Origin of the sequence: Flagellimonas aquimarina, from assembly GCF_003149745.1 — a bacterium.
Classification (GTDB): domain Bacteria; phylum Bacteroidota; class Bacteroidia; order Flavobacteriales; family Flavobacteriaceae; genus Flagellimonas; species Flagellimonas aquimarina.
Genome location: NZ_QGEG01000006.1, coordinates 83,326 through 105,625 on the forward strand (window position 1 = coordinate 83,326; position 22,300 = coordinate 105,625).

24 protein-coding genes and 1 tRNA gene are annotated in these 22,300 nt (G+C 37.0%); 8 read left to right on the plus strand and 17 right to left on the minus strand.

Features of this window, described 5'->3' with window-relative positions; genetic code table 11:
* Positions 1–4 precede the first annotated feature (4 nt).
* From DKG77_RS16530 to DKG77_RS16540, 3 genes are all read right to left on the minus strand, one after another.
* A complete protein-coding gene (locus tag DKG77_RS16530; protein ID WP_109665669.1) occupies positions 5–1,378 on the minus strand; it encodes a serine aminopeptidase domain-containing protein in 1,374 nt (457 codons plus the stop codon).
* A gap of 147 nt (positions 1,379–1,525) precedes the next feature.
* The gene (locus DKG77_RS17290) at positions 1,526–2,200 is read right to left on the minus strand and encodes a helix-turn-helix domain-containing protein (protein WP_417935480.1); all 675 of its coding nucleotides are present in this window, start codon (positions 2,198–2,200) and stop codon (positions 1,526–1,528) included.
* Between the two features lie 774 nt (positions 2,201–2,974).
* Positions 2,975–3,047: transfer RNA gene (locus tag DKG77_RS16540), tRNA-Lys, on the minus strand.
* Between the two features lie 122 nt (positions 3,048–3,169).
* Here DKG77_RS16540 and DKG77_RS16545 point away from each other — a divergent pair.
* Entirely contained in the window at positions 3,170–3,685 is a 516-nt protein-coding gene (locus tag DKG77_RS16545; RefSeq protein WP_109665673.1) for a shikimate kinase, read from the plus strand.
* Here the strand turns inward: DKG77_RS16545 and DKG77_RS16550 are convergent.
* The gene (locus DKG77_RS16550) at positions 3,677–4,174 is read right to left on the minus strand and encodes a phosphoribosyltransferase family protein (RefSeq protein ID WP_109665676.1); all 498 of its coding nucleotides are present in this window, start codon (positions 4,172–4,174) and stop codon (positions 3,677–3,679) included. The two genes, DKG77_RS16545 and DKG77_RS16550, sit on opposite strands and share 9 nt — an antisense overlap.
* A 30-nt stretch (positions 4,175–4,204) precedes the next feature.
* Complete coding sequence (locus tag DKG77_RS16555) at positions 4,205–4,576, minus strand: RNA-binding S4 domain-containing protein (RefSeq protein ID WP_109665678.1); 372 nt, start codon at positions 4,574–4,576, stop codon at positions 4,205–4,207.
* 78 nt (positions 4,577–4,654) lie between these two features.
* Between DKG77_RS16555 and DKG77_RS16560 the strand changes: the two genes are divergently transcribed.
* The gene (locus DKG77_RS16560) at positions 4,655–5,665 is read left to right on the plus strand and encodes an FKBP-type peptidyl-prolyl cis-trans isomerase (RefSeq protein ID WP_109665681.1); all 1,011 of its coding nucleotides are present in this window, start codon (positions 4,655–4,657) and stop codon (positions 5,663–5,665) included.
* A gap of 53 nt (positions 5,666–5,718) precedes the next feature.
* On the opposite strand, the gene DKG77_RS16565 is transcribed toward DKG77_RS16560, so the two are convergent.
* The 4 genes from DKG77_RS16565 to DKG77_RS16580 are packed head-to-tail and all read right to left on the minus strand — an operon-like array spanning position 5,719 to position 8,886.
* Complete coding sequence (locus tag DKG77_RS16565) at positions 5,719–6,330, minus strand: outer membrane beta-barrel protein (RefSeq protein WP_109665684.1); 612 nt, start codon at positions 6,328–6,330, stop codon at positions 5,719–5,721.
* Between the two features lie 50 nt (positions 6,331–6,380).
* Positions 6,381–7,334: a transketolase family protein gene (locus DKG77_RS16570; protein ID WP_109665685.1), complete on the minus strand. Its 954-nt coding sequence runs from the start codon at positions 7,332–7,334 to the stop codon at positions 6,381–6,383.
* Between the two features lie 7 nt (positions 7,335–7,341).
* Entirely contained in the window at positions 7,342–8,031 is a 690-nt protein-coding gene (locus DKG77_RS16575) for a hypothetical protein (protein ID WP_109665688.1), read from the minus strand.
* Positions 8,032–8,040: 9 nt separating this feature from the next.
* Complete coding sequence (locus DKG77_RS16580) at positions 8,041–8,886, minus strand: transketolase (protein WP_109665690.1); 846 nt, start codon at positions 8,884–8,886, stop codon at positions 8,041–8,043.
* A 156-nt stretch (positions 8,887–9,042) separates the two neighbouring features.
* On the opposite strand from DKG77_RS16580, the gene tgt reads away from it, so the two are divergent.
* From tgt to DKG77_RS16605, 5 genes are all read left to right on the plus strand, one after another.
* Positions 9,043–10,173: a tRNA guanosine(34) transglycosylase Tgt gene (gene tgt / locus DKG77_RS16585; RefSeq protein WP_109665692.1), complete on the plus strand. Its 1,131-nt coding sequence runs from the start codon at positions 9,043–9,045 to the stop codon at positions 10,171–10,173.
* Complete coding sequence (locus DKG77_RS16590) at positions 10,173–11,255, plus strand: LptF/LptG family permease (RefSeq protein WP_109665733.1); 1,083 nt, start codon at positions 10,173–10,175, stop codon at positions 11,253–11,255. The genes tgt and DKG77_RS16590 overlap by 1 nt, the downstream gene beginning before the upstream one ends.
* Before the next feature lie 108 nt (positions 11,256–11,363).
* On the plus strand, positions 11,364–12,317 hold the full coding sequence (locus DKG77_RS16595) for an acetyl-CoA carboxylase carboxyltransferase subunit alpha (RefSeq protein ID WP_109665694.1): 954 nt from the start codon (positions 11,364–11,366) through the stop codon (positions 12,315–12,317).
* Positions 12,318–12,484: 167 nt separating this feature from the next.
* Positions 12,485–14,032 carry a replicative DNA helicase gene (gene dnaB / locus DKG77_RS16600; protein ID WP_109665695.1) on the plus strand — a complete coding sequence of 516 codons (1,548 nt, stop codon included), beginning with the start codon at positions 12,485–12,487 and terminating at the stop codon, positions 14,030–14,032.
* A gap of 103 nt (positions 14,033–14,135) precedes the next feature.
* Positions 14,136–15,323 carry an asparagine synthetase B gene (locus DKG77_RS16605; protein ID WP_243414952.1) on the plus strand — a complete coding sequence of 396 codons (1,188 nt, stop codon included), beginning with the start codon at positions 14,136–14,138 and terminating at the stop codon, positions 15,321–15,323.
* Positions 15,324–15,339: 16 nt separating this feature from the next.
* Here the strand turns inward: DKG77_RS16605 and DKG77_RS16610 are convergent, their stop codons facing one another.
* From DKG77_RS16610 to DKG77_RS16620, 3 genes are all read right to left on the minus strand, one after another.
* Positions 15,340–16,026: a hypothetical protein gene (locus tag DKG77_RS16610; protein WP_109665699.1), complete on the minus strand. Its 687-nt coding sequence runs from the start codon at positions 16,024–16,026 to the stop codon at positions 15,340–15,342.
* A 146-nt stretch (positions 16,027–16,172) separates the two neighbouring features.
* Positions 16,173–16,676, minus strand: a complete 504-nt coding sequence (locus DKG77_RS16615) for a cupin domain-containing protein (protein ID WP_109665702.1) — start codon at positions 16,674–16,676, stop codon at positions 16,173–16,175.
* Positions 16,673–17,464, minus strand: coding sequence for an HAD family hydrolase (locus DKG77_RS16620; protein ID WP_109665703.1), 792 nt, complete (start codon positions 17,462–17,464; stop codon positions 16,673–16,675). The genes DKG77_RS16615 and DKG77_RS16620 overlap by 4 nt, the downstream gene beginning before the upstream one ends.
* Positions 17,465–17,536: 72 nt before the next feature.
* Here DKG77_RS16620 and DKG77_RS16625 point away from each other — a divergent pair, with 72 nt between their 5' ends.
* Positions 17,537–17,959, plus strand: a complete 423-nt coding sequence (locus tag DKG77_RS16625; protein ID WP_109665706.1) for a secondary thiamine-phosphate synthase enzyme YjbQ — start codon at positions 17,537–17,539, stop codon at positions 17,957–17,959.
* 25 nt (positions 17,960–17,984) lie between these two features.
* Here DKG77_RS16625 and DKG77_RS16630 read toward each other — a convergent pair whose 3' ends face one another.
* The 5 genes from DKG77_RS16630 to thrS all read right to left on the minus strand — a co-directional run bounded on the left by DKG77_RS16630 (position 17,985) and on the right by thrS (position 21,946).
* Complete coding sequence (locus tag DKG77_RS16630) at positions 17,985–18,650, minus strand: SGNH/GDSL hydrolase family protein (protein WP_109665709.1); 666 nt, start codon at positions 18,648–18,650, stop codon at positions 17,985–17,987.
* An 84-nt stretch (positions 18,651–18,734) separates the two neighbouring features.
* On the minus strand, positions 18,735–19,079 hold the full coding sequence (rplT, locus tag DKG77_RS16635; protein WP_109665711.1) for a 50S ribosomal protein L20: 345 nt from the start codon (positions 19,077–19,079) through the stop codon (positions 18,735–18,737).
* A gap of 94 nt (positions 19,080–19,173) precedes the next feature.
* The gene (gene rpmI, locus DKG77_RS16640; RefSeq protein ID WP_073181711.1) at positions 19,174–19,371 is read right to left on the minus strand and encodes a 50S ribosomal protein L35; all 198 of its coding nucleotides are present in this window, start codon (positions 19,369–19,371) and stop codon (positions 19,174–19,176) included.
* 45 nt (positions 19,372–19,416) lie between these two features.
* Positions 19,417–19,968, minus strand: coding sequence for a translation initiation factor IF-3 (gene infC, locus DKG77_RS16645; RefSeq protein ID WP_207785474.1), 552 nt, complete (start codon positions 19,966–19,968; stop codon positions 19,417–19,419).
* 37 nt (positions 19,969–20,005) lie between these two features.
* Positions 20,006–21,946, minus strand: coding sequence for a threonine--tRNA ligase (gene thrS, locus DKG77_RS16650; RefSeq protein ID WP_109665716.1), 1,941 nt, complete (start codon positions 21,944–21,946; stop codon positions 20,006–20,008).
* Positions 21,947–22,300 lie beyond the last annotated feature (354 nt).

Below are 22,300 nucleotides of genomic sequence, written 5' to 3' on the forward strand. Positions count from 1 at the left end.
TTGCTTAAGATTTTAGATTTCTTTTTATCCAGTCAATGGTTTCTTTAGCTATTTCGGTATTGTAGTTGTCTCTGGCATACAATCCCATATTTCCACGAGCAAGGGTCTCAACATTATGTTGCATGGAATTAAAATTTATAAACCCGTGGTCAGCATTTTCTATTAGGACAAAAGTTCCTTTTCCACCATTTTTATTGACCAAATCAGCAATTTTCTGTGCTCCCTTTTCATTAATTGCCTGAATGTCAAACTCGCCGTGCATGGCTAAAACGTTGGTTTTCGTTCTAGACCAAGCTTGTGGGATGTCTACATCTACTAATCCTTGCCAAAATTTGAAATCGCGACCTATGTATTGACCTCTTTTAAAGTCTTCCAGATTAAATTGTGATGCGTATTCTTTTTTCTCTGACATTTCCTTTCCAGATAACTTACGGACCAACAAATCGTCATTGAATTTTAGATTGATTTTATTGTCTTCTTTGATTTGTGCATCGGTAACTCCAAAATGCTTGGGTTGGATGGTATAGAGATCAATCATATAATCATACCAGTTTTTTCCAACAGTTCCATAGGTAATGACACCTTGAGGTAATTTTATATGGTTTAAAAGTGGCGCAATGACCCCTCCCATAGAGTGCCCGAACATGAAAATGTTGTCTGTATCTATTGCTGATTTTTTCAATAAATCATTATACCCTTCTTTAAACGCCTTAAATTCTTCCTCAAAACTTATTTGCGAACAGTCCTTTTCACTCTTACTATCGCCAACCCCTGGTTTTTCAATTCGGTAGATGGCAAAACCAGCATTTACCCAGTCGAGCATTAATTTTTTCATTGGGTTATCATTAGATACTGTTTCTACGGAACCACAGGTATAACCTTGTAAAAAATATATTACTGGTGGTTTGGTCTTATGCTTCGGGGTCACCAAAATGCTTCTTAAAACATTACCTTCATAGACTACTTCATCATAAGAAACATTGGCATTTTCAAAAGTTTCTATTGGCCTCCCCAATAACGAGGTGGACTTGTTTTGCCTTTTGTTGCCCGAATAGTATTCTACTTCAATAATATCTCCTTCGTGTAATTGTCCGGTAATGCCCAATACCTCTTGAATGGTATTAACAGACCTACCATTTAGTTTTGTAAGCACATTGCCCTGCTTGACACCCAAATTTGAAAAAGTTGAATTGGGCATTACTGTGGAGATATACACACCCGAGCTGACCTTTAAGTTATTCTGCGTAACGATGCTGTCATTTAATGTTTGCATCATAATGCCTAAAAGTCCTTTTCTTTTTAAGGTTTGAGCATGATTGGAGTGTAACCCTACAATCGAAATAAAAAGGAATATCCAAATGGGCGATATATGATTCATAACATGTGTTTTTAGTAGCTTTTATTATGAAGCAAACCTACCTGTTTAATGGTATCAAGTCGTCCGAATAACAGTAAATGCAAAAATTAGTACCTACTTTTAAGAGACTTTAACAGCAAGTATTGGAGATAAAGGTTGGAAAAGGGATTAACCGTAAAGTTTAGCCATATGGTTTTTTCGAAAGGAAGAGGGCGTTTCTCCGACCATTTTTTTGAAAACCGCATTGAAAACGGATTTATTATTAAATCCGGATTCATAGAGTATTGTTAAAATGGTCATGTCCCCTTCATCATTTTTTAAAAGTGACTTTGCTTCTTCTATCCTATAGTAATTTATGAAGTCATAGAAATTGCCGTTGTAAAAATTGTTGATCAAAGCAGAAACATTTCGCGGGGATTGATTCAAAGCTTCTGATAGGTTGCCTATCTTCAAATCTGCATTTTTATAAAGTTGCTCGCTAATGACCAGATCACAAAGCTTATCATAATTCTCTTTATTGATCACTCCCATGTTAGGTTCTTTTTTCAATCTGACGGACAAGTTGTTATAAAAAACCTCGGGGCTTCCCAGCATCAAGAAAACGGTGACATTCGATAATATCAAGAGAAATAAAACACCAATGGCAGTGAGCGTATCGGAAACCATTGCATTACTTTGGAATATTGAGCTTGTCAAAAACAAAAACCAAATCGCAATGAATATTAAAAGAACCTGCTTTAACCATTCCAACATTTTGTCAAAGCCTATACTCTTTGATTCTGCTTTATAAACGGTCCAAAAAGAAATGCCAGTGTATGCCACTACTTGGAAGAAATATAACATTTCAAAGGCATTCCTAAACCATAAGAAATTTTTAAACTCAGGACCTTGGTTCCCCATTACCAAAAACATTACTACCCCGATATTCAGTAGAGCAAAAATGAAAAATGGTACAAAATGAATACTGAATTTTTTAATTGTAACCGCCGATTTTACAATATTCAAAGTAAACCAATACAAAAAGGGCGCATAGAAAAACAGAAAAGAATTTAATAAAATCCCTGTGGTATAAGCAAACCTGTTTCCTGAAAAAAAAGAACCATCCAATAACAAATTGCTCATTAAAGTAATTCCCTTCCCTAAAAGAAAAAATGAGAACACCAAAATGGCAGCATCCAACTTTTTTCTGTGGTACCATATCAGTCCCGTAAAAAGTAAAAAGTTGAATAGCGTTATTTTTTGTAGTAAATCAATCATTTGGAGATTTTTGAAAGAATATCTGTAGTTTTTCGGATTAATGAAACGTATGATTCTCCCTGATTTTGGTTTGGTTTTATAGTAATATTTCGCCCCTTTCTTCAACCAAACTTTTGAAATTCTGAAGGAAATCAAAAACCAAATATAACTGTAATAAATATTTCAAGTAATATGTCACTGCCTAATTGCTTAAGATTTTAATGGCCTTAAGGTGCTCATTTTTCAAATTTCTGAAGTGTAAACCGATTTGAATACCACAAGGGTTGTAATTAGTTGATATCAAATGAAACCATGAAAACAAAAAAGTCCTAAAACCATCTGGTTTTAGGACTTTTGGAACAATTAGTAGAAACTAATTTGTGACCTGACTGGGGCTCGAACCCAGGACCCTCTCCTTAAAAGGGAGATGCTCTACCAACTGAGCTATCAGGTCTTACTTAATACAACAGTTATATATTGTTCTAAGCGGCTGCAAATATAATATCATTAATTTATTTTACAAGGTGATTTAATGATAAATTTGTGTTTTTTTAAAATCACTTTTAAATCTAATAAATGAAAGTAGTTTTGGTTGGTTATATGGCAAGTGGTAAGTCATCTATTGGCAGGTTGTTGGCCAGGGACTTAAATCTAGAATTTATTGATTTGGACGAGTTCATTGAAAACCAATTGCAAAAGACCATACCTGCTATTTTTTCGGAAAAGGGAGAGATTTACTTCAGAAAAATAGAGCATGAGATGTTGTCAATGGTGCTTAACGAAAAGCAATCAGTAGTTCTTTCAACAGGTGGTGGTACGCCTTGTTATGGAGGCAATATGAAAACAATCCTTGAACAATCCAATCATTCTCTTTATTTGCAACTGCCAGTTTCTACTTTAGTGGACAGGATTAGCAATGAAAAGAATGATAGACCATTAGTGAAGAATATTGATAATGGGGACTTACTTGAATTTGTTGGTAAGCACCTTTTTGAAAGAAGGCAATTTTATGCTCAAGCCAAACATATTGTAGATGCCGATAAAAAGTCAATAGAGGTATTGGTTGATGAAATAAAAAAGATCTTACTCTAAGTATACTGCATCATTTTTAGATTGAAATTCGACCCTAATGTGCTCATTCAATGATGTAGAGAGAGAAATACCCTTATAATCAGCTTTAATGGGATATTTTTTATGGTTTCTATTTACCAGTACAGCTGTTTTAAGCTGTTTTATAGGTGTTTTTAGAAAATGATGAACACCATAGATCAGAGTGGTTCCAGAATTTAAAACATCATCTACAAGAACAATGGATTTGTTTTTGTATGCTTCCTCTGAAATTGAAGTCTTGACACCACTGGCCAATGGATTTTTCTTGTCCATGTTTATTTTGCACAACACAATATGGGCCTCCGTGATTTTTTTAAGAACTGCAGATATTTTTTTAGCAAAATTTAGTCCTCCACCTTCTATACCGGCAATGATGATTTCCTTTTCATCAACATTGGCCTCATAAATCTGATAGGAGATACGTTTTACTGTGTGTTTAATTTGCTCGTGGGTCAATATGCGGTTCACCATAAATTAAATATACTAAGATAAATAAACCAATCATTCAGATTCGTCAAAATATTCATCAATATCTCTTCTGTCTTTTTTAGTGGGTCTGCCCAATCCTTTTTTTCTATAATGGTCTTTTGCAGATTTTAGCAGATCAGAGTGCTCAAAAGCTTCCTTAGGAGTGGTATCTTTTCTGTAAATGTCTACCAACTTAGCTCCAACTCTACTTTCAGGAATATCCAGTACCGTAAGCTGATATTCTATCTGATTTTTTCTAACCAAAAGCTTATCCATGGGGTAAACTTCTCTAGAAGGCTTTACCACAGCCCCATTTACTCTAACTTGACCCTTTTTAACAGCAATAGCAGCAACGTTTCTGGTTTTATAGTATCTAATACACCAAAGGTATTTATCAATGCGCATAAACTCTGCAAATCTTTGTTAATGAAATAAGCAAAAATAGCGGAAAATTGTATCTTGCGCAGCTAAATTATATATTAGATGAAGTACGGGTTTTTTCTTTCTTTGTTTTTTGTGATACTACTTTTTTCATGTAAAAATGATGATGACGTAAATATTGAAACGATCCCACCTAGATTGTTGGCAGATGTTTCTCCAGAAAACGACGAAGAAATAAGGGAATTTTTAGAAACTCATTTCTACAATTATGAGGAATTTGCAGCACCTCCTGCTGGATTTGATTTTAGAATAAAAATAGATACCATTGCTGGTGAGAATGCAGATAAAACACCATTAATGGATTTGGTAAGGAATGCTACTGTCACCGTTTCATCAACAGAACTTGGGCTTACCGAAGAAGAAAATGATATACCCCATAAATTTTATTACCTCTCTGCAAGGCCAACTTTTACAGAGCTAGATGCAATGCTGCCCACCCCAGAGATAGGAGCTTTCCCAACTGTGGCAGATTCTGTATTTGTGCGTTATGAAGGAAAATTGCTCAATGGAACATCATTCGATAGTTCTTTAAATAACCCTGTTTGGTTTGATTTAGCTAGGTTACAGGATTTAGCACAAGGATTTAGAGGGTTTGCAGAAGGAACACCAATGCTTAAAACAGGAGGTGAGATTATTTCCAATGATGATGGGACTGTGGATGTTGAGGAGTATGGAGTTGGAATGATAATCTTCCCATCTGGATTAGGAAATTTTTCTAGAGTAAATGGTGTAATTCCCCAATACAGTCCACTTATTTTCACCATAGATCTTTTTACATTGAACAGAACCGATCATGATGACGATGGTATTCTTTCCATTGATGAAGACGTAAATGGAAACGGCTTCTTGTATGATGACAATACCGATGTTGATGATGAACCAATAAACATTTCGTTTGCAAACTTTCAAGATGCAGATGATGATGGCGATGGGGTTTCTACAAGAAATGAAATTTCCGCTGAAAATGGGGATATAATCTTTCCATATCCAAGCACTGGAGGCGTGCCAGATTATCTAAATCCAGATGTTCAGCGAACACCAAGTGGTAATTAAAAATAAAAAAGGCCCATTTTAAATGGGCCTTTTTTCTAACCTTTTCCTCAAGTTTATAATTTAACCGATAAGGCAAATATTATTTGTGATGGTCTTGAATCAACTCGACCAGATATATCTGTGATATTGTTTCCAATGAAATTGGCTTCATTTTCAGAAAATCCACGTTCATAGCGCACGTCAACACCAATTTTACCAAGGTTGACACCAACACCTGCATTAAGCCCAACGGTAAAATCACTTTCAACATCTTCAACTTCCAAATCCCCCAAATCATTTTTAAGGGTATACTGAAAAGCTGGACCGGCAAAAATATGTAAGGGCCCTATGAGTTTGTACCCCAAGAGAACGGGAAGGTCCAATTTTGAAATGTCATAGTCACTGGATTCGCCATTAACATCATAAGTACTTTTGGTTTTAGAGTAAACCAGTTCTGGTCTAAGGTAAATCTTTGGAAAATCCAATTTTCCCCAAAAGCCTACATGGTAACCCGCTTTGCCCTCGGCTCCCTCGACAATGTTTTGACCGGCATCACCAACTGATCCAATTAAATCTCCATTTTTGTTGTAACTAAGCCCTGCCTTAATACCAAATCCTGAGCCGCTTTGTGCAAATACAGCAGACCCCACAAGGGTCAACACTGCTACTAGAAGTGTTTTTTTCATAAGTGTTTCGTTTTAATAGATTGAAGAATATCAAAGATGATACCGAAAAATTATTTTCGTTTCAACACTTTTAAAACGGCAGCTTCAATGGCTTTATTGTTCAGCCCATACTTATCCATAAGCTGTTCAGGAGTCCCACTTTCACCAAAAGTATCTTGCGTTGCCACAAACTCTTGGGGTGTTGGATGGTGCAAAGCCAATACTCTAGAAACACTTTCTCCAAGTCCACCAAGATAATTATGCTCTTCTGCAGTAACAACACACCCGGTCTTCTTAACTGAGGTCAAAATAGCTTCATCATCAAGGGGTTTGATGGTATGAATATTTATTACTTCAGCAGATATACCTTGATTTTCTAAGGTTTCAGCAGCAATCAAAGATTGCCATACTAAATGTCCTGTTGCAATAATGGTAACATCGGTTCCTTCGTTGAGCATCAAAGCTTTTCCAATCTCAAATTTTTGATCAGCAGGGGTAAAGTTTGCCACCTTTGGTCTTCCAAAACGAAGGTATACAGGCCCATGGTGCTCAGCAATGGCCAAAGTAGCGGCCTTGGTCTGGTTAAAATCACAAGGATTGATCACCGTCATACCAGGAAGCATTTTCATTAAACCGATATCCTCCAAAATTTGATGGGTCGCCCCATCTTCTCCCAGTGTTATACCAGCATGGGAGGCACATATTTTAACGTTTTTATCCGAATATGCTATCGATTGCCTAATTTGATCATACACCCGACCTGTTGAGAAATTGGCAAATGTTCCTGTAAATGGAATTTTTCCACCAATAGTGAGCCCGGCTGCAATCCCCATCATGTTCGCCTCTGCAATTCCTACTTGAAAGAAACGTTCTGGGTTTTCATCAATGAAGGTTTGTATTTTAAGAGAGCCGACCAAATCGGCACATAACGCAACAACATTTGGGTTTGTTCTCCCCAACTCTGTCATTCCTGCTCCGTAACCACTTCGGGTATCATTTTTTCCTTGATCTACATATTTTGTCATAATAGCTTTATTCTAAAGTGAATTTTAGGTCTACAGTGCCTTTTAATGGGTTCTCTTTTACTTCTAAAAGGCGAATTATTTCATTTCCTTTTTTATCTCTGGCATACACCAATACACCATTGGGAATATCAATTTTAAACATCCCGCCAGCAGCACCCGAAACGAGTTTTTCAAAATGTTCGTTGTAATTCAAGTCATAAGAATCATCAAAAGCGGCATAAAGTACATCATCCGGTTTGTTGTTTGGTGCAATTTCGTACACCCTATATTCTTTACCGTTAACTTGAACGATTTCTGTTGTAGCCTTTTTTACAAGTGTCATTTCCTCTGGAGCATCAATTGGTCTTCCGCGATTCATAAACGTTGTTAGGTCAACATGCCCCCAAATAATATTGTCATCGATAGTCATTTGCATCAGCATAAAGCTGGTTGACATATCTATAAATAATTTTGCGGTTGTCATTGCGTCTTTATCCCTAGAACCAAACCTACGAAATGAGCTTTTAAAACTCTCGGCTACTTTTTTGGAATCTGTGTATAGGTATTGACCTTCGTTGCCTACCTTAATATTTATGGTGTCATTTGATTTTGGAAGAAAATAGCTTACCTCGTAATCCAAAGAAAAATTGAAATTTTGCGAAAAACCAGTAACTCCAAATAATACAAATACAACTAAAAAAATAGCTTTTTTTATCATCGGTCACTCTTAATAATCACCTAAAGTTTCTGGGTTTTGCGCTAATGCTATTTCCAATTGTTCATCACTTGGTGCTTTGCCATGCCATGCATGTGTATGCATCATAAAATCAACCCCATTGCCCATTTCTGTTGTCATGACAATGCACACAGGTTTTCCTTTGCCAGTTCTACTTTTTGCTTCCTTCAATCCATCAATTACTTGATTTAAGTCGTTTCCATTTTCTATTTCTAGAACGTCCCAACCAAAAACCCTGAACTTTTCTCCTATATCGCCCAATGGCAATACATCTTCTGTGCCTCCGTCAATTTGCTGTCCGTTTCTATCCACAGTTGCAATAAGGTTATCCACTTTATTGCCGGCAGCATACATTATAGCTTCCCAATTTTGTCCTTCCTGTAATTCTCCATCGCCATGTAAACTATAGATCAAGTGATTGTCACCATTCAACTTTTTTGCCAAAGCAGCACCAATCGCTACTGACATACCTTGGCCTAAAGAGCCAGATGCAATACGAACGCCTGGGAGTCCTTCGTGGGTTGTAGGATGCCCTTGCAGGCGAGAATTTATCAACCTGAAAGTATTCAGTTCATCAATCGGAAAATACCCTTTTCTTGCCAGCACACTGTAAAACACGGGTGATATATGACCATTTGAAAGGAAGAAAAGATCTTCGTCGTTTCCATCCATATTAAAACCATCTTTTAACTCCATGATTTCGTTGTACAGTGCAACTAAAAATTCAGTACAACCTAAAGAACCTCCAGGGTGGCCTGAATTTACTTTGTGGACCATTCTTAAAATGTCTCTTCTGACCTGGGTCACTAAACTCTGTAATTCTTGAGTGCTTGGCATTGTGTTAATTTTATTGTGTCAAAAGTAACCGCATTCACTTTGTTAAACAAACAACTGCGGATTATTTTACGAAACACTTTGCGCAAACAAACTTTATTTTTTTGTTAAGGCTTTGTGGAAATGAGTTGGCTATATTTGCCCTTTTAAAAGCAACAATTGAAGTTTACCCTAGAAAAAAAAGATAATCTAAGTAAGGCGCGTGCCGGTAAAATGACCACGGATCATGGTACTATTCAGACTCCAATATTTATGCCGGTGGGTACGGTGGCCTCTGTTAAAGGAGTACACCAGCGCGAATTAAAAGATGAAATAAATCCAGATATCATATTAGGTAACACCTACCATTTATATTTAAGACCGGGTACTAAAATCTTGGAACAGGCTGGTGGTTTGCACAAATTTATGGGTTGGGATAGAAACATTTTGACCGATAGTGGAGGATATCAGGTGTATTCGCTTTCTGCCAATAGAAAGATTAATGAGGAAGGAGTAAATTTTAAGTCTCATATTGACGGATCCAATCATTTTTTTACTCCTGAAAATGTAATGGAAATACAACGAACCATAGGTGCGGACATCATTATGGCTTTTGATGAGTGTACGCCTTATCCTTGTGACTACAATTATGCAAAACGCTCTATGCACATGACTCATAGATGGTTGGAAAGGTGCATTTCTCATTTGGAAAAACTTCCATATAAGTATGGATATTCCCAAACGTTCTTTCCAATTGTACAGGGTTCAACCTATAAGGATTTAAGAAAACAGTCAGCAGAATATATTGCTTCAGTAGGTGCGGAAGGAAATGCAATAGGTGGCCTCTCTGTAGGGGAGCCAGCGGAAGAGATGTATGAAATGTCGGAAATTGTATGCGATATTCTTCCAGAGGATAAACCCAGATATTTAATGGGAGTGGGCACGCCTATAAACATTCTTGAGAATATTGCTTTGGGTGTGGATATGTTTGATTGTGTAATGCCAACGCGCAACGCACGAAATGGAATGCTGTTCACCGCGCATGGTACCATCAACATTAAAAATAAAAAGTGGGAAGACGATTTTTCTCCCATTGATGATATGGGAATCACTTTTGTAGATACAGAATATTCCAAAGCATATTTAAGACATTTGTTTGCCGCCAACGAATATTTAGGTAAGCAAATAGCAACAATACACAACCTTGGTTTTTATCTTTGGTTGGTGCGTACTGCTAGAGAACGTATTTTAGCGGGGGATTTTCTTGAATGGAAAACCAAAATGGTACAACAAATGGACAAAAGACTCTAATGCTTACCATACTTGATAGATACATTTTAAAACGCTATTTGGTTACCTTCATCGGAATGCTTTTGCTCTTCGTTCCCATAGGGATAATGGCCAACTTGGCCGAGAAAGTGGGTAAAATTATAGATAATGAAGCACCATTAAGCGAGGTCATTGTATTTTACGGGAATTTTACTTTGGTCATTGGTAATCTGTTGCTTCCTATTTTCCTATTCCTTTCTATTATATTTTTTACTTCAAAGTTGGCAAGCAATACAGAGATAGTTGCTATTCTAAGTTCTGGAGTTTCATATTCTCGTTTTTTGAGACCTTACTTTTTAGGAGCCACGTTGGTGGCCATTTTAATTTTTATGATGGGCATGTTCATAGTTCCACATGCCAGTATTGGATATAATGAATTTGAGTATAAATATTTTAAAAAGGGGCGTCAGGACAGGGTCACTGACAATATTTTTAATCAGTTAAATGAAAATGATTACATCTATGTAAGCAGTTTTGATCCAAATAGAAAGATTGGGTACAATTTTACGTACGAACATTTTGATTCGATCAAAAAACTGGACTATAAGATTTCCGCAACTAACATTAGATGGATAGAGAAAGATAGTATTTACAGATTAACTAATTATGCGAAAAGAAAACTTCGTAATAATGTTGAGGTTATGCAGACCAAAAGAAGACTGGATACGCTCTTTACTTTTAAAATAGAAGACCTTACACCCGTATCTTATGTTGCAGAGACCAAGAATTTGTTTGAACTAAATGAGTTTATAGAAGACCAAAAACAGAAAGGTGCCTCTAACATCAATGCCTATATCTTAGTTAAATACAAAAGATGGGCATTGCCAATAGCTGCATTTGTGCTTACTGTTATTGCTGTGGCTGTTTCATCCGTAAAAAGAAGAGGTGGAATGGGCTTAAATTTGGCATTTGGTATAGGGGTAGCATTTATTTACATCTTTTTTGATAAAGTTTTTGGAACGCTGGCAGAACAGTCAGGTTTTTCGCCACTATTAGCGGTTGTCATCCCAAACCTTATTTTTGGAGCTTTTGCAGTTTACATGCTTTTAAAGGCAAAACGATAAATTACAAAGCACTTTTATTCATATTAATAATTAATAAATCGAGTGCCAAAGAGTGTCCTTTAAAGTTTTATATTTGTCCCCATTATATTATTCTGAAACCAACTTTCCATGGAATATTTAGATTTTGAACTTCCCATTAAAGAACTTGAAGACCAACTTCAAAAATGTATGGTCATTGGAGAAGAAAGCGATGTTGATGTTAGTGAAACCTGTCAACAAATTGAAAAGAAGTTAGGAGAGACCCGAAAGGATATCTATAAAAATTTGACCGCATGGCAAAGAGTACAACTGTCTAGGCACCCAAACAGGCCATATACCATGGACTATATCAATGCTATTTGTGGAGATACATTTTTAGAGCTTCATGGTGATAGAAATGTAAAGGATGATAAGGCAATGATCGGTGGTTTGGGTAAGATCGGTGACCAGAGCTATATGTTCGTTGGTCAACAAAAAGGATACAATACTAAAACCCGGCAATACAGAAATTTTGGTATGGCCAATCCAGAAGGCTATAGAAAAGCCTTACGTTTGATGAAGTCTGCCGAGAAATTTGGTATTCCAGTAGTTTGTTTTATTGATACTCCAGGTGCTTACCCTGGTATTGAAGCAGAAGAAAGAGGTCAAGGAGAAGCTATCGCACGAAATATTTTAGAAATGACGCGCCTAAAAGTACCTATTATTGTTGTGATCATAGGTGAAGGAGCTTCTGGAGGTGCATTGGGAATAGGAGTGGGCGATAAGGTTCTAATGCTGGAAAATACATGGTACTCTGTAATTTCACCAGAATCCTGTTCTTCCATACTTTGGAGAAGTTGGGAGTACAAAGAACAAGCGGCTGACGCATTGAAACTTACTGCAACGGATATGAAAAAGCAGAAGCTTGTTGATGAAATTGTTCGTGAACCCTTAGGTGGTGCACATACCAATAGAGAAAAAACTTTCGAGACCGTCAAGAACAAAATTTCGGCTCATTTTGAAGAACTCCAAAAGTTATCACCAAAAGATTTGGTAAAAACCCGTATGGAAAAATATGCGGAGATGGGCGTGTTTAACGGCTAATCACTGTTTTCTAGCCGTTACCTCTTTTTGTTAATATTTTTCTTCAAACATTTTCATGTTATTAACAGAATTTCTTAGTTATCAACATTAATTTTGTTGAACACCTGTGAACATCACAGTAAGTCAATTTAAAGTTAACTAAAGGTTAATTACCTACTTTCGCACGTATGGACAAACCTAGCCCAATTATTGGTCATAAAGTTGATAAGTCAACCCTCATTAACTTGGAGAGGGGTAAGATACCCCCGCAAGCAGTTGATTTAGAGGAAGTTGTGATTGGAGCTATGATGATTGACAAGAAAGGTGTAGACGAAGTAATAGATATCCTACATCCAGATGTTTTTTATAAAGATGCCCATCGTTATATCTATGAAGCTATCTTTAAATTGTTCGAATCCTCTGAACCAGTGGATTTATTAACCGTTTCCTCGCAATTGAAGAAGGATGGACGATTAGAGATGGTGGGAGGAGACTTTTACCTAATAAAATTGACTCAAAAAGTGGCTTCTTCTGCCCATATTGAGTTTCATGCCAGGATTATCCTGCAAAAATATATTCAAAGAAGCTTAATAAAAATTTCTAATGAAATCATTGAAGATTCTTACAGTGATTCCAAAGATGTTTTTGACCTTTTGGACAATGCCGAAGCAAAACTGTATGAAGTAACACAAGGTAATTTAAAGCGCTCGGCAGAGACAGCTCAGAATTTGGTCATCCAGGCCAAAAAGAAAATTGAGGAAATCTCAAACAAGGAAGGTTTAAGCGGAATCCCGTCAGGTTTTGATAAGTTGGATAAGTTGACATCTGGTTGGCAGCCCAGTGATTTGATCATTGTAGCGGCAAGGCCTGGTATGGGTAAAACGGCGCTTACGCTTTCTATGGCCAGAAATATTGCTGTTAATTCAGAAATACCCGTGGCTTTCTTCTCTTTGGAGATGTCATCGGTTCAATTGATAACGAGGTTGATTTCCTCAGAAACCGGCCTTTCATCAGAAAAATTAAGAACGGGTAGATTAGAAAAGCATGAGTGGGAGCAATTGAACGTAAAGGTTAAGGCACTGGAAAAGGCGCCATTGTTTATTGATGATACCCCTTCGCTGTCCATTTTTGATTTACGGGCAAAGGCGAGAAGATTGGCATCTCAACACGGTATAAAACTCATTGTAATTGATTATTTGCAGCTGATGACAGCAGGAGGTAGTCAAAAGGGTGGTAACCGTGAGCAAGAAATCTCTACTATTTCAAGAAACTTAAAGGCATTGGCCAAGGAACTTAGTGTCCCTGTAATTGCACTTTCCCAGTTATCACGTGCTGTGGAGACCAGGGGCGGTAGCAAGCGACCTATTCTTTCAGATTTGAGGGAATCTGGTGCCATTGAACAAGATGCGGATATTGTATCATTTATTTATAGACCTGAATACTACAAAATTGATGAATGGGATGATGAGGAACGTACCCCAACCCAAGGTCAGGCAGAATTCATTGTGGCAAAACACCGTAATGGTGGATTGGATAATATTAGGTTAAAGTTTGTGGGTGCACTGGGTAAATTTGATAACTTGGATGACTTTGATTCCCCATTCGAATTTCAATCGAAGATGAATGCGGATGAAGAAAACCCCTTTGCAACTCCAAATTTGCCAAGTGCAAACGAGGCTTTTGGTAGTGCAATGAACAGTGATGATGATCCAGATGATAACGACGTACCTTTTTAGAATTACATCCTTTTTAACGCCTCGTGCACAATCGAGAGGTTTTCTCCTTATATTTTTTATTTTATTCTATTTTCAATCTTTTGGATCTGCAATTCTTATACCTATGGATTCCGAGGGTCAAGAAAATCATTTAAAAGCTTATGGCATTACATATTGGGTGCTTACAAAACAACAGAAAGTCCAATGGTTGTTAAACTATCGTGGAGGCTCTTTTCTATTGCCCGATGGAGAGATCATTAGAAAAGAATGCCAAATTAGAGGAATATCTTTTGAAGTACTTTCAGATGCACAAGCAGATGCTATTTTAGATGATATTAGTAGTCCATCACAAAACCAAGATGCGGTTATTTTAGAGAAAGCCCCAAAGATTGCTGTTTATTCTCCCAAAGGAAATCTACCATGGGATGATGCCGTTACAATGGTGCTCACCTATGCAGAAATTCCCTATGTTACCATATATGATGAGGAAGTGCTTGGGGATAAATTGGTTTTGTACGATTGGTTGCATTTGCACCATGAAGATTTTACGGGACAATTTGGTAAGTTCTACGGTGCCTACAGGGCGGCACCTTGGTATATAGAAGGTAAGGCTGAAGCCGAGGCATTGGCTCAGAAGTTGGGATTTTCCAAAGTTTCTGAAGAGAAGAGGGCAGTGGCCCTAAAAATTAGAAACTATGTGATCGGGGGTGGATTTATGTTTGCCATGTGCTCTGCCACAGATAGTTTTGATATTGCCCTAGCTGCTGAAAATGTGGATATTTGTGAACCCATGTTTGATGGTGACCCGTCAGATGCAAATTATCAGGGCAAGCTAGATTACGGAAACACTTTTGCTTTTACCAATTTTATTCTTGAACGTAATCCTTTGCGGTACGAGTTTTCTTCTATTGATATGACAAATAAAAGAAGAAATGTTCCTAAAGAGTCGGACTATTTCTCTCTTATGGAGTTTTCTGCCAAGTGGGACCCTGTGCCAACCATGTTGACACAAAATCATACAGCTTTGGTAAAAGGTTTTATGGGGCAGACAACATCATTTACCAGAGACGAAGTAAAACCGGCCGTAATGGTCTTGGGAGAAAACAAAATAAATGGAGAAGCGCGCTATATTCATGGAATAAAAGGCAAAGGTTTTTTCACCTTTTATGGAGGACATGACCCCGAAGATTACCAGCATCGTGTAGGTGACCCCAAAACTGAATTGGAACTACACCCAACATCACCAGGGTATAGGCTTATTTTAAATAATGTGTTGTTTCCTGCCGCACGGAAGAAGAAGCAAAAGACCTGATTATTTCTACAAAGTTTTATAGCTGGGTTATACCAATATTAATGAAAACGGCATCTAAGGGTCTATTGTTGTTATTTACCACATATCTAAACAGCACTTCGTCATTGGCATTTAAAGGATAGACCATTGTACCTGATGTGCCCCACCAATCTCTGTTTGGAAGTGATGCAAATCCTCTTGATAGATATCCCCTTAAAGCTCCATTTACAAAAAGGCCAATGATGTATTTTGTATCTCCAGAAGGCATATCCCGCACGGAAAATGCCGCACTCATAAGATAAGTGCCGGTCTGAGTGACCCTTATTCTTCCATTGCCCACCGTTTGGAAAATGCCTCCTGTATTGCTAAGTTCATGAGAAGCATTTATTGGAAAGTTAAAATATTGGTTGTTCCTGTTGGCAATAAGATCATTGTTGCCGTTGTTTGCCCTATTAAGGACCAAAGTTTTACTGGTATTACTTGGAGCAACCCAATTAGAGCCCTCAAAAAAGTTAAGTTGCTTGGTATCTTCGTTGTAGATAAGCATACCTTCTTCCTCATTGGAAAGGCTGTTGATTTCCGTTTGAGTTGCCTCATGGACCTTAATCAAATTCCCAACAGAAGGTGCTTGGCCCCAACATTGCGTTATGTTTATAAGGCTTAAGAATAAAAATGGCCCAAGTACTTTACGCACACCCGTTATAGGGGTAACGAACTGGAACATACCTTGTTTGTTTTCAATAAAGCTAAAATGACCGGGTCTAGATTACAATAAATTGTTGTGAACTATCTGATTTGTAATGTTATCCAATCAGAAATAGCATTTTATAAAATCGTAATTATCCTGTGGCCTCATATAATGATAGGAATTTAGAGGTGGGTGAACTTTTTTATAATTGCCTCATGTTCTGGAAATTTCTCAAGAAGTTCATTTTGAGTAGGGAGTACAAAATCTTTAAAATCAAAGCCAGGAGAAACAGAGCAGCCCACAAGCGAGTAAGCATTTGTATCTAATGTCTCGGCTGCAAACCAATGGTTTCCGGGCACTACAAATTGGGGAGTTTCTTCTTGTAGAAAATTTGAGCCTATTACATGTTCAGAATATATACCTTCATCAGAAATAATATGCAATTTAATGGGAGACCCTGCATAAAAATGCCAAATTTCATCTTGCTTTATTTTATGAAAGGCAGAAAAGGTATTAGAAGTCAATAAAAAATAAATACAAGTAGCATAATTACGGTTGCCTTGATAACCGGTCGGCAAGGAGTTTTTATCTATTTCTCCGCTGCTTCTATAGCTCTCTCTGAAGTAACCGCCCTCTGGGTGCGGACTAAGATTGAATTTTTCTATAATTTCTTCAACTTTTATCATAACATTTTTTCTAAAATATGCTCTACTCCATGTTCATTATTGCTCAAGGTATTGTATTTAGCTACCCTCTGAATGTTAGGATGCGCATTGGCCATGGCAAAACTAAAATTGGAAAGCTGTAGCATTTCCAAATCATTATTGTAGTCCCCAAAAACCATGATTTCATCTGAATTAATTTTATAGGTACGCATTAGTTTTTCCAGGGCATAACCTTTATGCGCATTTTTATGTGAAACATCTACCCAATTAGAACCGGATACTTTTACTTTTAAAGTATCTTCAAGGTGCTTTACTACCGGATAAATATGTTCCTCAGAGCTTTCAAAATGATAGATTGCAACCTTTAAGATTTCATCTTTCACTTTGGTTTGGTCTTCCACAATTTCAAATTCCGTATAATATTCTTTAAGCATTTCCAAAAATTTGCCCGAGTTGCCTCTAACATAAGCGCTCTCTTTACTGCATAATACAGGATGCACATTGGTGGTCCGTGCAATTAAAGAGAGTATGGAATTAACATGCTTTTTATCAATTGGAGTGGTCAACAGTACTTCTTCCTTTCTTTTTACAAAGGCCCCGTTTTCGGCAACAAAAATCACATCATCTTGAATGGCTTCCAACTTATCCACCATACTATGATATTGGCGTCCACTTGCTGCCACAAACTGAATGTTTCTCTGTTTGAGTTCTTTGTGAATTTCAAAGAAGCGATTACTTACTTCATGTTTAGAGTTTAACAATGTGCCATCCATATCGGATACCACCATTTTTATCTTTGATAAGTCCATTTTTTATTTTAGAAATGCAAAGGTATGTGTTGAACAAGGAATGATGTAAAGTTTGTATTAATTTCACACATTATGAAATGCTACCAATCTGAAATAAGACTTAAGCCCTACGCCAGGGGGTTCCATTTAATTACTGACACTATAATTGATTCTTTTCCTCAAATCACAAAGATACAGTCAGGAATATTGCAAATTTTCATTAAACATACTTCTGCAGGGTTGACGATTAATGAGAATGCTGATCCAACTGTTCGTGTAGATTTTGAGAGCCATTTTAATAAGATGGTTCCAGAGGACACACCATATTTTATTCACACTTATGAAGGAACTGATGATATGCCAGCGCATATTAAGGCATCTTTACTGGGAAGTTCTGTTCAAGTCCCAATTACCAATGGAAAGTTGAACATGGGAATTTGGCAAGGAGTTTATTTGTGTGAACACCGAAATAGTGCTTCTGGGAGGAAACTGGTGTTGACTGCATTTGGTTTGTGATTTGGATTGAATACAAACTTCTTTCCTAAAACTGTTTAAGTAGTTTTTTGCTAATTTTTTTAGCCCATATCTTATACATCTTCTTAGAAGGATGAAGACTGTCTGAAGCTATTAACGAAGGGTTTAAAGCAGCATTTCTGGAAGACTGCGTTATATCAATGAACATAACATTGTGTTTTTTGGCTTCTTCTTCTATAATGGTATTGTAATTGGTCAATTCTTTTACAATCTTTTTTTTGTCCCTAAGCCTGGCAAAAGGAGTTACGCTCCAATCGGGTATAGATAGGACAAACACGTTTTTTGGATTGTTTTGTGCCAATGCAATACTAGTTTTCAGAAGTTGGGGGAATTCTTCTTTAAATATATTAATGTCCTTTCCCTTGTACTGATTGTTGACACCTATTAAGAGAGAAACCAATCCAAAGGAAGAAACCGGTTGCTGTGCCTCTATATTGCTTAAAAGGTCTGTAGAAGTCCACCCCGCTTTTGCCAGAATTATTGGAGTGTCCAATGCAACTCCCTTCTTTTTTAGGATTTGAACCAGTTGTTGGGTCCAACCATTGACTTGTGACTCGCTTGTAGCCGCTGTGTAACTATCGCCCAAAGCTAAGAACGATATGTCCTTATTTTGACCTGTTGATGAAATGGGGCCTAAAAATAAGAGGAACAATAGAGAAATACATTTAAACATGAAAGGTGTATTGATCCTTTAAAATACAAAAATCCCGCTCAATTGAGCGGGATTTTAATAAGCGGGGTAAGTTTATATTAACTCTTATTTTACTCTTTCAACAACGGCTTTAAAGGCATCTGGATGGTTCATTGCCAAATCGGCCAAAACTTTTCTGTTAAGTTCTATACCGTTGGATTTTACCTTCCCCATAAATTGAGAGTAAGACATTCCGTGCATTCTTGCTCCAGCATTAATACGGGTAATCCAAAGTGCGCGGAAATTTCGTTTTTTATTTCTTCTATCTCGGTAGGCATAAAGCATAGCTTTTTCTACCGCATTTTTGGCTACTGTCCAAACGTTTTTACGTCTTCCAAAGTAACCTTTGGCTTGCTTCATTACTTTTTTTCTTCTAGCTCTTGAAGCAACTGAATTTACTGATCTTGGCATAATGTTTCATTTTTTTGTAGTAGGCGGTCCTTTTTTTTGACACTTTTAAAGCCCAACTCCATGGTTAATAATTAATGTACCGGATTGCGAACAATTATTTTAAACGTAATTGTTCTTTAATACTGTTGACATCGGACTCATGTACTAATGTTGAGTGTGTCAACTTAAGCTTACGCTTTTTAGACTTTTTTGTCAAAATATGACTTTTAAAAGCGTGCTTTCTTTTGATTTTACCAGAACCTGTAAGCTTAAAGCGCTTTTTGGCACTGGATTTTGTTTTCATCTTAGGCATTTTCTCCTCTTTATAAATTATTGCTGAAAAAATTCAGCATCCCGCTTATTTTTTACTGGCTTTGGGAGCTAAGAACATGGTCATTCGCTTTCCCTCCAGTTTTGGCATTTGTTCCACTTTTCCTAGTTCTTCAAGCTCTTGTGCCAATCTTAATAATAATATTTCACCTTGATCCTTGTAAACAATGGATCGTCCTTTAAAAAAGACATAAGCTTTGAGCTTGGCACCATCTTTTAAGAATTTTTCAGCATGTCGCTTTTTAAATTCATAATCATGGTCATCCGTTTGTGGGCCAAATCTTATTTCTTTTACGATTACTTTAGTCGCCTTGGCTTTCATTGCCTTGTCGCGTTTCTTTTGCTCATAAAGAAACTTTTTGTAATCTATAATTTTACAAACCGGCGGAATTGCTTTAGGAGAAATCTCCACTAAATCCAATTCCAGTTCGTTAGCTTTTACCAATGCCTGCGGAGTAGGATATACTCCAACTTCAACATTATCTCCAACAAGCCTAACTTCTGGAGCTGTAATACTTTCATTGATGTTATGGGGGTTTTTGTTTTCCCTCCTAGGTTGGGGCCTAAATCTTCTTCGTATTGCTATGACGTGTATTTTTTAATTAAACTAAATTTTGTTAAAACGACTTTAAGGTACTATTTATTTTAGTAGATACCAAGTCGGAAAATTCACCTATGCTTAAACTACCTACATCTTCACCTCCATGCCTTCTAACAGATATGGTTTCAGATGCTTCTTCCTGCTCACCAACGATGAGCATGAACGGGATTTTTTTAAGCTCAGCCTCACGGATTTTTTTCCCTACCGTCTCATTCCTATTATCAATGAGCGCGCGAATTTCGTGATTTTCTAAAGAACTTAAAACTTTTTCTGCATATTTTTCGTGTTTCTCGCTGACCGGCAATATAATAGCCTGCACAGGAATGAGCCATAATGGAAAGTTTCCACCAGTATGTTCCAATAACAATGCTATAAAACGCTCCATACTCCCAAAGGGAGCTCGGTGAATCATTATTGGTCTGTGTAGCTCATTATCACTGCCCTTATAAGTAAGGTCAAAGCGTTCCGGCAGATTGTAGTCTACTTGTATAGTGCCAAGTTGCCACTTTCTTCCAAGAGCGTCTTTTACCATGAAGTCCAATTTTGGGCCATAAAATGCGGCTTCACCACTTTCTATTACATAATTCAATCCTTTTTCTTCTGCAGCGTTAATAATGGCCTGCTCAGCTTTTTCCCAGTTTTCAGTATCACCAATGTACTTTTCGGGTTTGTCTAAATCACGAACAGATACTTGCGCCGTAAAATTTTCAAAACCTAAAGAACCCAATACATATAGTGAAAGGTCAATAACATTTTTAAACTCATCATTCAATTGGTCCGGTGTACAGAAAATATGTGCATCATCTTGAGTGAACCCCCTTACTCGAGTAAGTCCATGTAATTCGCCACTTTGTTCATACCTATATACAGTGCCAAACTCGGCATAACGTTTAGGAAGGTCTTTATAGCTAAAAGGACTACTATTATATATTTCACAATGATGAGGACAGTTCATTGGCTTCAGTAAAAATTCCTCATCTTCTTTTGGAGTATGAATTGGTTGAAAACTGTCTTCACCATATTTTGCATAGTGACCAGATGTTACATAAAGCTCCTTCTGTCCAATGTGCGGAGTTACTACCATTTCATAACCAGCTTTCTTTTGCGCATTTTTTAAGAATTGTTCTAACCGCTCGCGCAATGCTGCCCCTTTGGGAAGCCATAAAGGTAACCCTTGTCCAACTTTTTTAGAAAACGTGAACAGTTCCAGCTCTTTCCCCAATTTTCTATGGTCTCTTTTCTTTGCTTCTTCTAAAAGTTCTAAATATTCGGTAAGTTCTTTTTGTTTTGGAAATGAAATTCCGTAGACCCTTGTTAATTGTTTGTTATTCTCATCACCTCGCCAATAGGCTCCTGCCACGCTCAACACTTTTATGGCTTTGATAATCCCCGTATTGGGAATATGTCCACCTCTACATAAATCAGTAAAAGAACTATGGTCGCAAAAAGTTATGGTGCCATCCTCAAGATTTTCAATAAGCTCTACTTTATATTGATTGTCTTGTTTTTTGTAATAAGCAAGTGCTTCTGCTTTTGAGACACTTCTCATTTTATAATCATGTTTGCCCCTTGCAATTTCCAATGCCTTCTTTTCTATTTCTGGAAAATCTTTTTCAGAAATGGAATGCTCTCCAAAATCAACATCATAATAGAATCCATTTTCAATAGAAGGACCTATGGTTAGTTTTATGCCAGGATACAACTCTTCCAAAGCCTGGGCAAGAACATGCGAAGTGGAATGCCAAAAAGCTTGCTTGCCTTCATCATTGTTCCATGTATATAGTGTTAAGGTTCCATTATGGTCAAGTGGTGTTGTGGTTTCCACAATGGTGTTATTGAATTTGGCGGAAATAACATTTCTTGCTAACCCTTCACTAATGCCTTTTGCAATCTCCATTGGAGTGGTGCCTTCAGAAACTTTCTTTATTGCGCCGTCTGGCAATGTAATTTCAATCATTAGTTCTCCTTCTTTTAGATGGTGCGCAAAGATACTATCTTGTATCGATGCTTACAATAGTATATACTGTTCAAATGATAGCAAGCTTTCAATCAATTACTTAACTACATAATTATAGATGTTATGTAGCTGATTTCTTGAAATTATGTTTTTAAATAATTGATTTTCAAATACTTGAATTTTTTTTCATTTTTTTTTCGATTTTGTTTTGTGGTATCATAATAACCTTTCTATATTTGCACCCGCTTAGCTGATAAGGCTGGGTTTGGAAAGAGGGGAAAAAGGGCCTGATAGGGGTCGTTTTTTTTCTTGATTATTGAAGAAGTTCATTTACATATTGTATAGACAGCGTAA

Coding starts and splice junctions, on each gene's coding strand:
- DKG77_RS16530 (WP_109665669.1), bottom strand. CDS start 1,378: ATGAATCATATATCGCCCATTTGGATATTCCTTTTTATTTCGATTGTA.
- DKG77_RS17290 (WP_417935480.1), bottom strand. CDS start 2,200: ATGTTATATTTCTTCCAAGTAGTGGCATACACTGGCATTTCTTTTTGG.
- DKG77_RS16545 (WP_109665673.1), top strand. CDS start 3,170: ATGAAAGTAGTTTTGGTTGGTTATATGGCAAGTGGTAAGTCATCTATT.
- DKG77_RS16550 (WP_109665676.1), bottom strand. CDS start 4,174: ATGGTGAACCGCATATTGACCCACGAGCAAATTAAACACACAGTAAAA.
- DKG77_RS16555 (WP_109665678.1), bottom strand. CDS start 4,576: ATGCGCATTGATAAATACCTTTGGTGTATTAGATACTATAAAACCAGA.
- DKG77_RS16560 (WP_109665681.1), top strand. CDS start 4,655: ATGAAGTACGGGTTTTTTCTTTCTTTGTTTTTTGTGATACTACTTTTT.
- DKG77_RS16565 (WP_109665684.1), bottom strand. CDS start 6,330: ATGAAAAAAACACTTCTAGTAGCAGTGTTGACCCTTGTGGGGTCTGCT.
- DKG77_RS16570 (WP_109665685.1), bottom strand. CDS start 7,334: ATGACAAAATATGTAGATCAAGGAAAAAATGATACCCGAAGTGGTTAC.
- DKG77_RS16575 (WP_109665688.1), bottom strand. CDS start 8,031: ATGATAAAAAAAGCTATTTTTTTAGTTGTATTTGTATTATTTGGAGTT.
- DKG77_RS16580 (WP_109665690.1), bottom strand. CDS start 8,886: ATGCCAAGCACTCAAGAATTACAGAGTTTAGTGACCCAGGTCAGAAGA.
- DKG77_RS16590 (WP_109665733.1), top strand. CDS start 10,173: ATGCTTACCATACTTGATAGATACATTTTAAAACGCTATTTGGTTACC.
- DKG77_RS16595 (WP_109665694.1), top strand. CDS start 11,364: ATGGAATATTTAGATTTTGAACTTCCCATTAAAGAACTTGAAGACCAA.
- dnaB (WP_109665695.1), top strand. CDS start 12,485: ATGGACAAACCTAGCCCAATTATTGGTCATAAAGTTGATAAGTCAACC.
- DKG77_RS16605 (WP_243414952.1), top strand. CDS start 14,136: ATGGATTCCGAGGGTCAAGAAAATCATTTAAAAGCTTATGGCATTACA.
- DKG77_RS16610 (WP_109665699.1), bottom strand. CDS start 16,026: ATGTTCCAGTTCGTTACCCCTATAACGGGTGTGCGTAAAGTACTTGGG.
- DKG77_RS16615 (WP_109665702.1), bottom strand. CDS start 16,676: ATGATAAAAGTTGAAGAAATTATAGAAAAATTCAATCTTAGTCCGCAC.
- DKG77_RS16620 (WP_109665703.1), bottom strand. CDS start 17,464: ATGGACTTATCAAAGATAAAAATGGTGGTATCCGATATGGATGGCACA.
- DKG77_RS16625 (WP_109665706.1), top strand. CDS start 17,537: ATGAAATGCTACCAATCTGAAATAAGACTTAAGCCCTACGCCAGGGGG.
- DKG77_RS16630 (WP_109665709.1), bottom strand. CDS start 18,650: ATGTTTAAATGTATTTCTCTATTGTTCCTCTTATTTTTAGGCCCCATT.
- rplT (WP_109665711.1), bottom strand. CDS start 19,079: ATGCCAAGATCAGTAAATTCAGTTGCTTCAAGAGCTAGAAGAAAAAAA.
- rpmI (WP_073181711.1), bottom strand. CDS start 19,371: ATGCCTAAGATGAAAACAAAATCCAGTGCCAAAAAGCGCTTTAAGCTT.
- thrS (WP_109665716.1), bottom strand. CDS start 21,946: ATGATTGAAATTACATTGCCAGACGGCGCAATAAAGAAAGTTTCTGAA.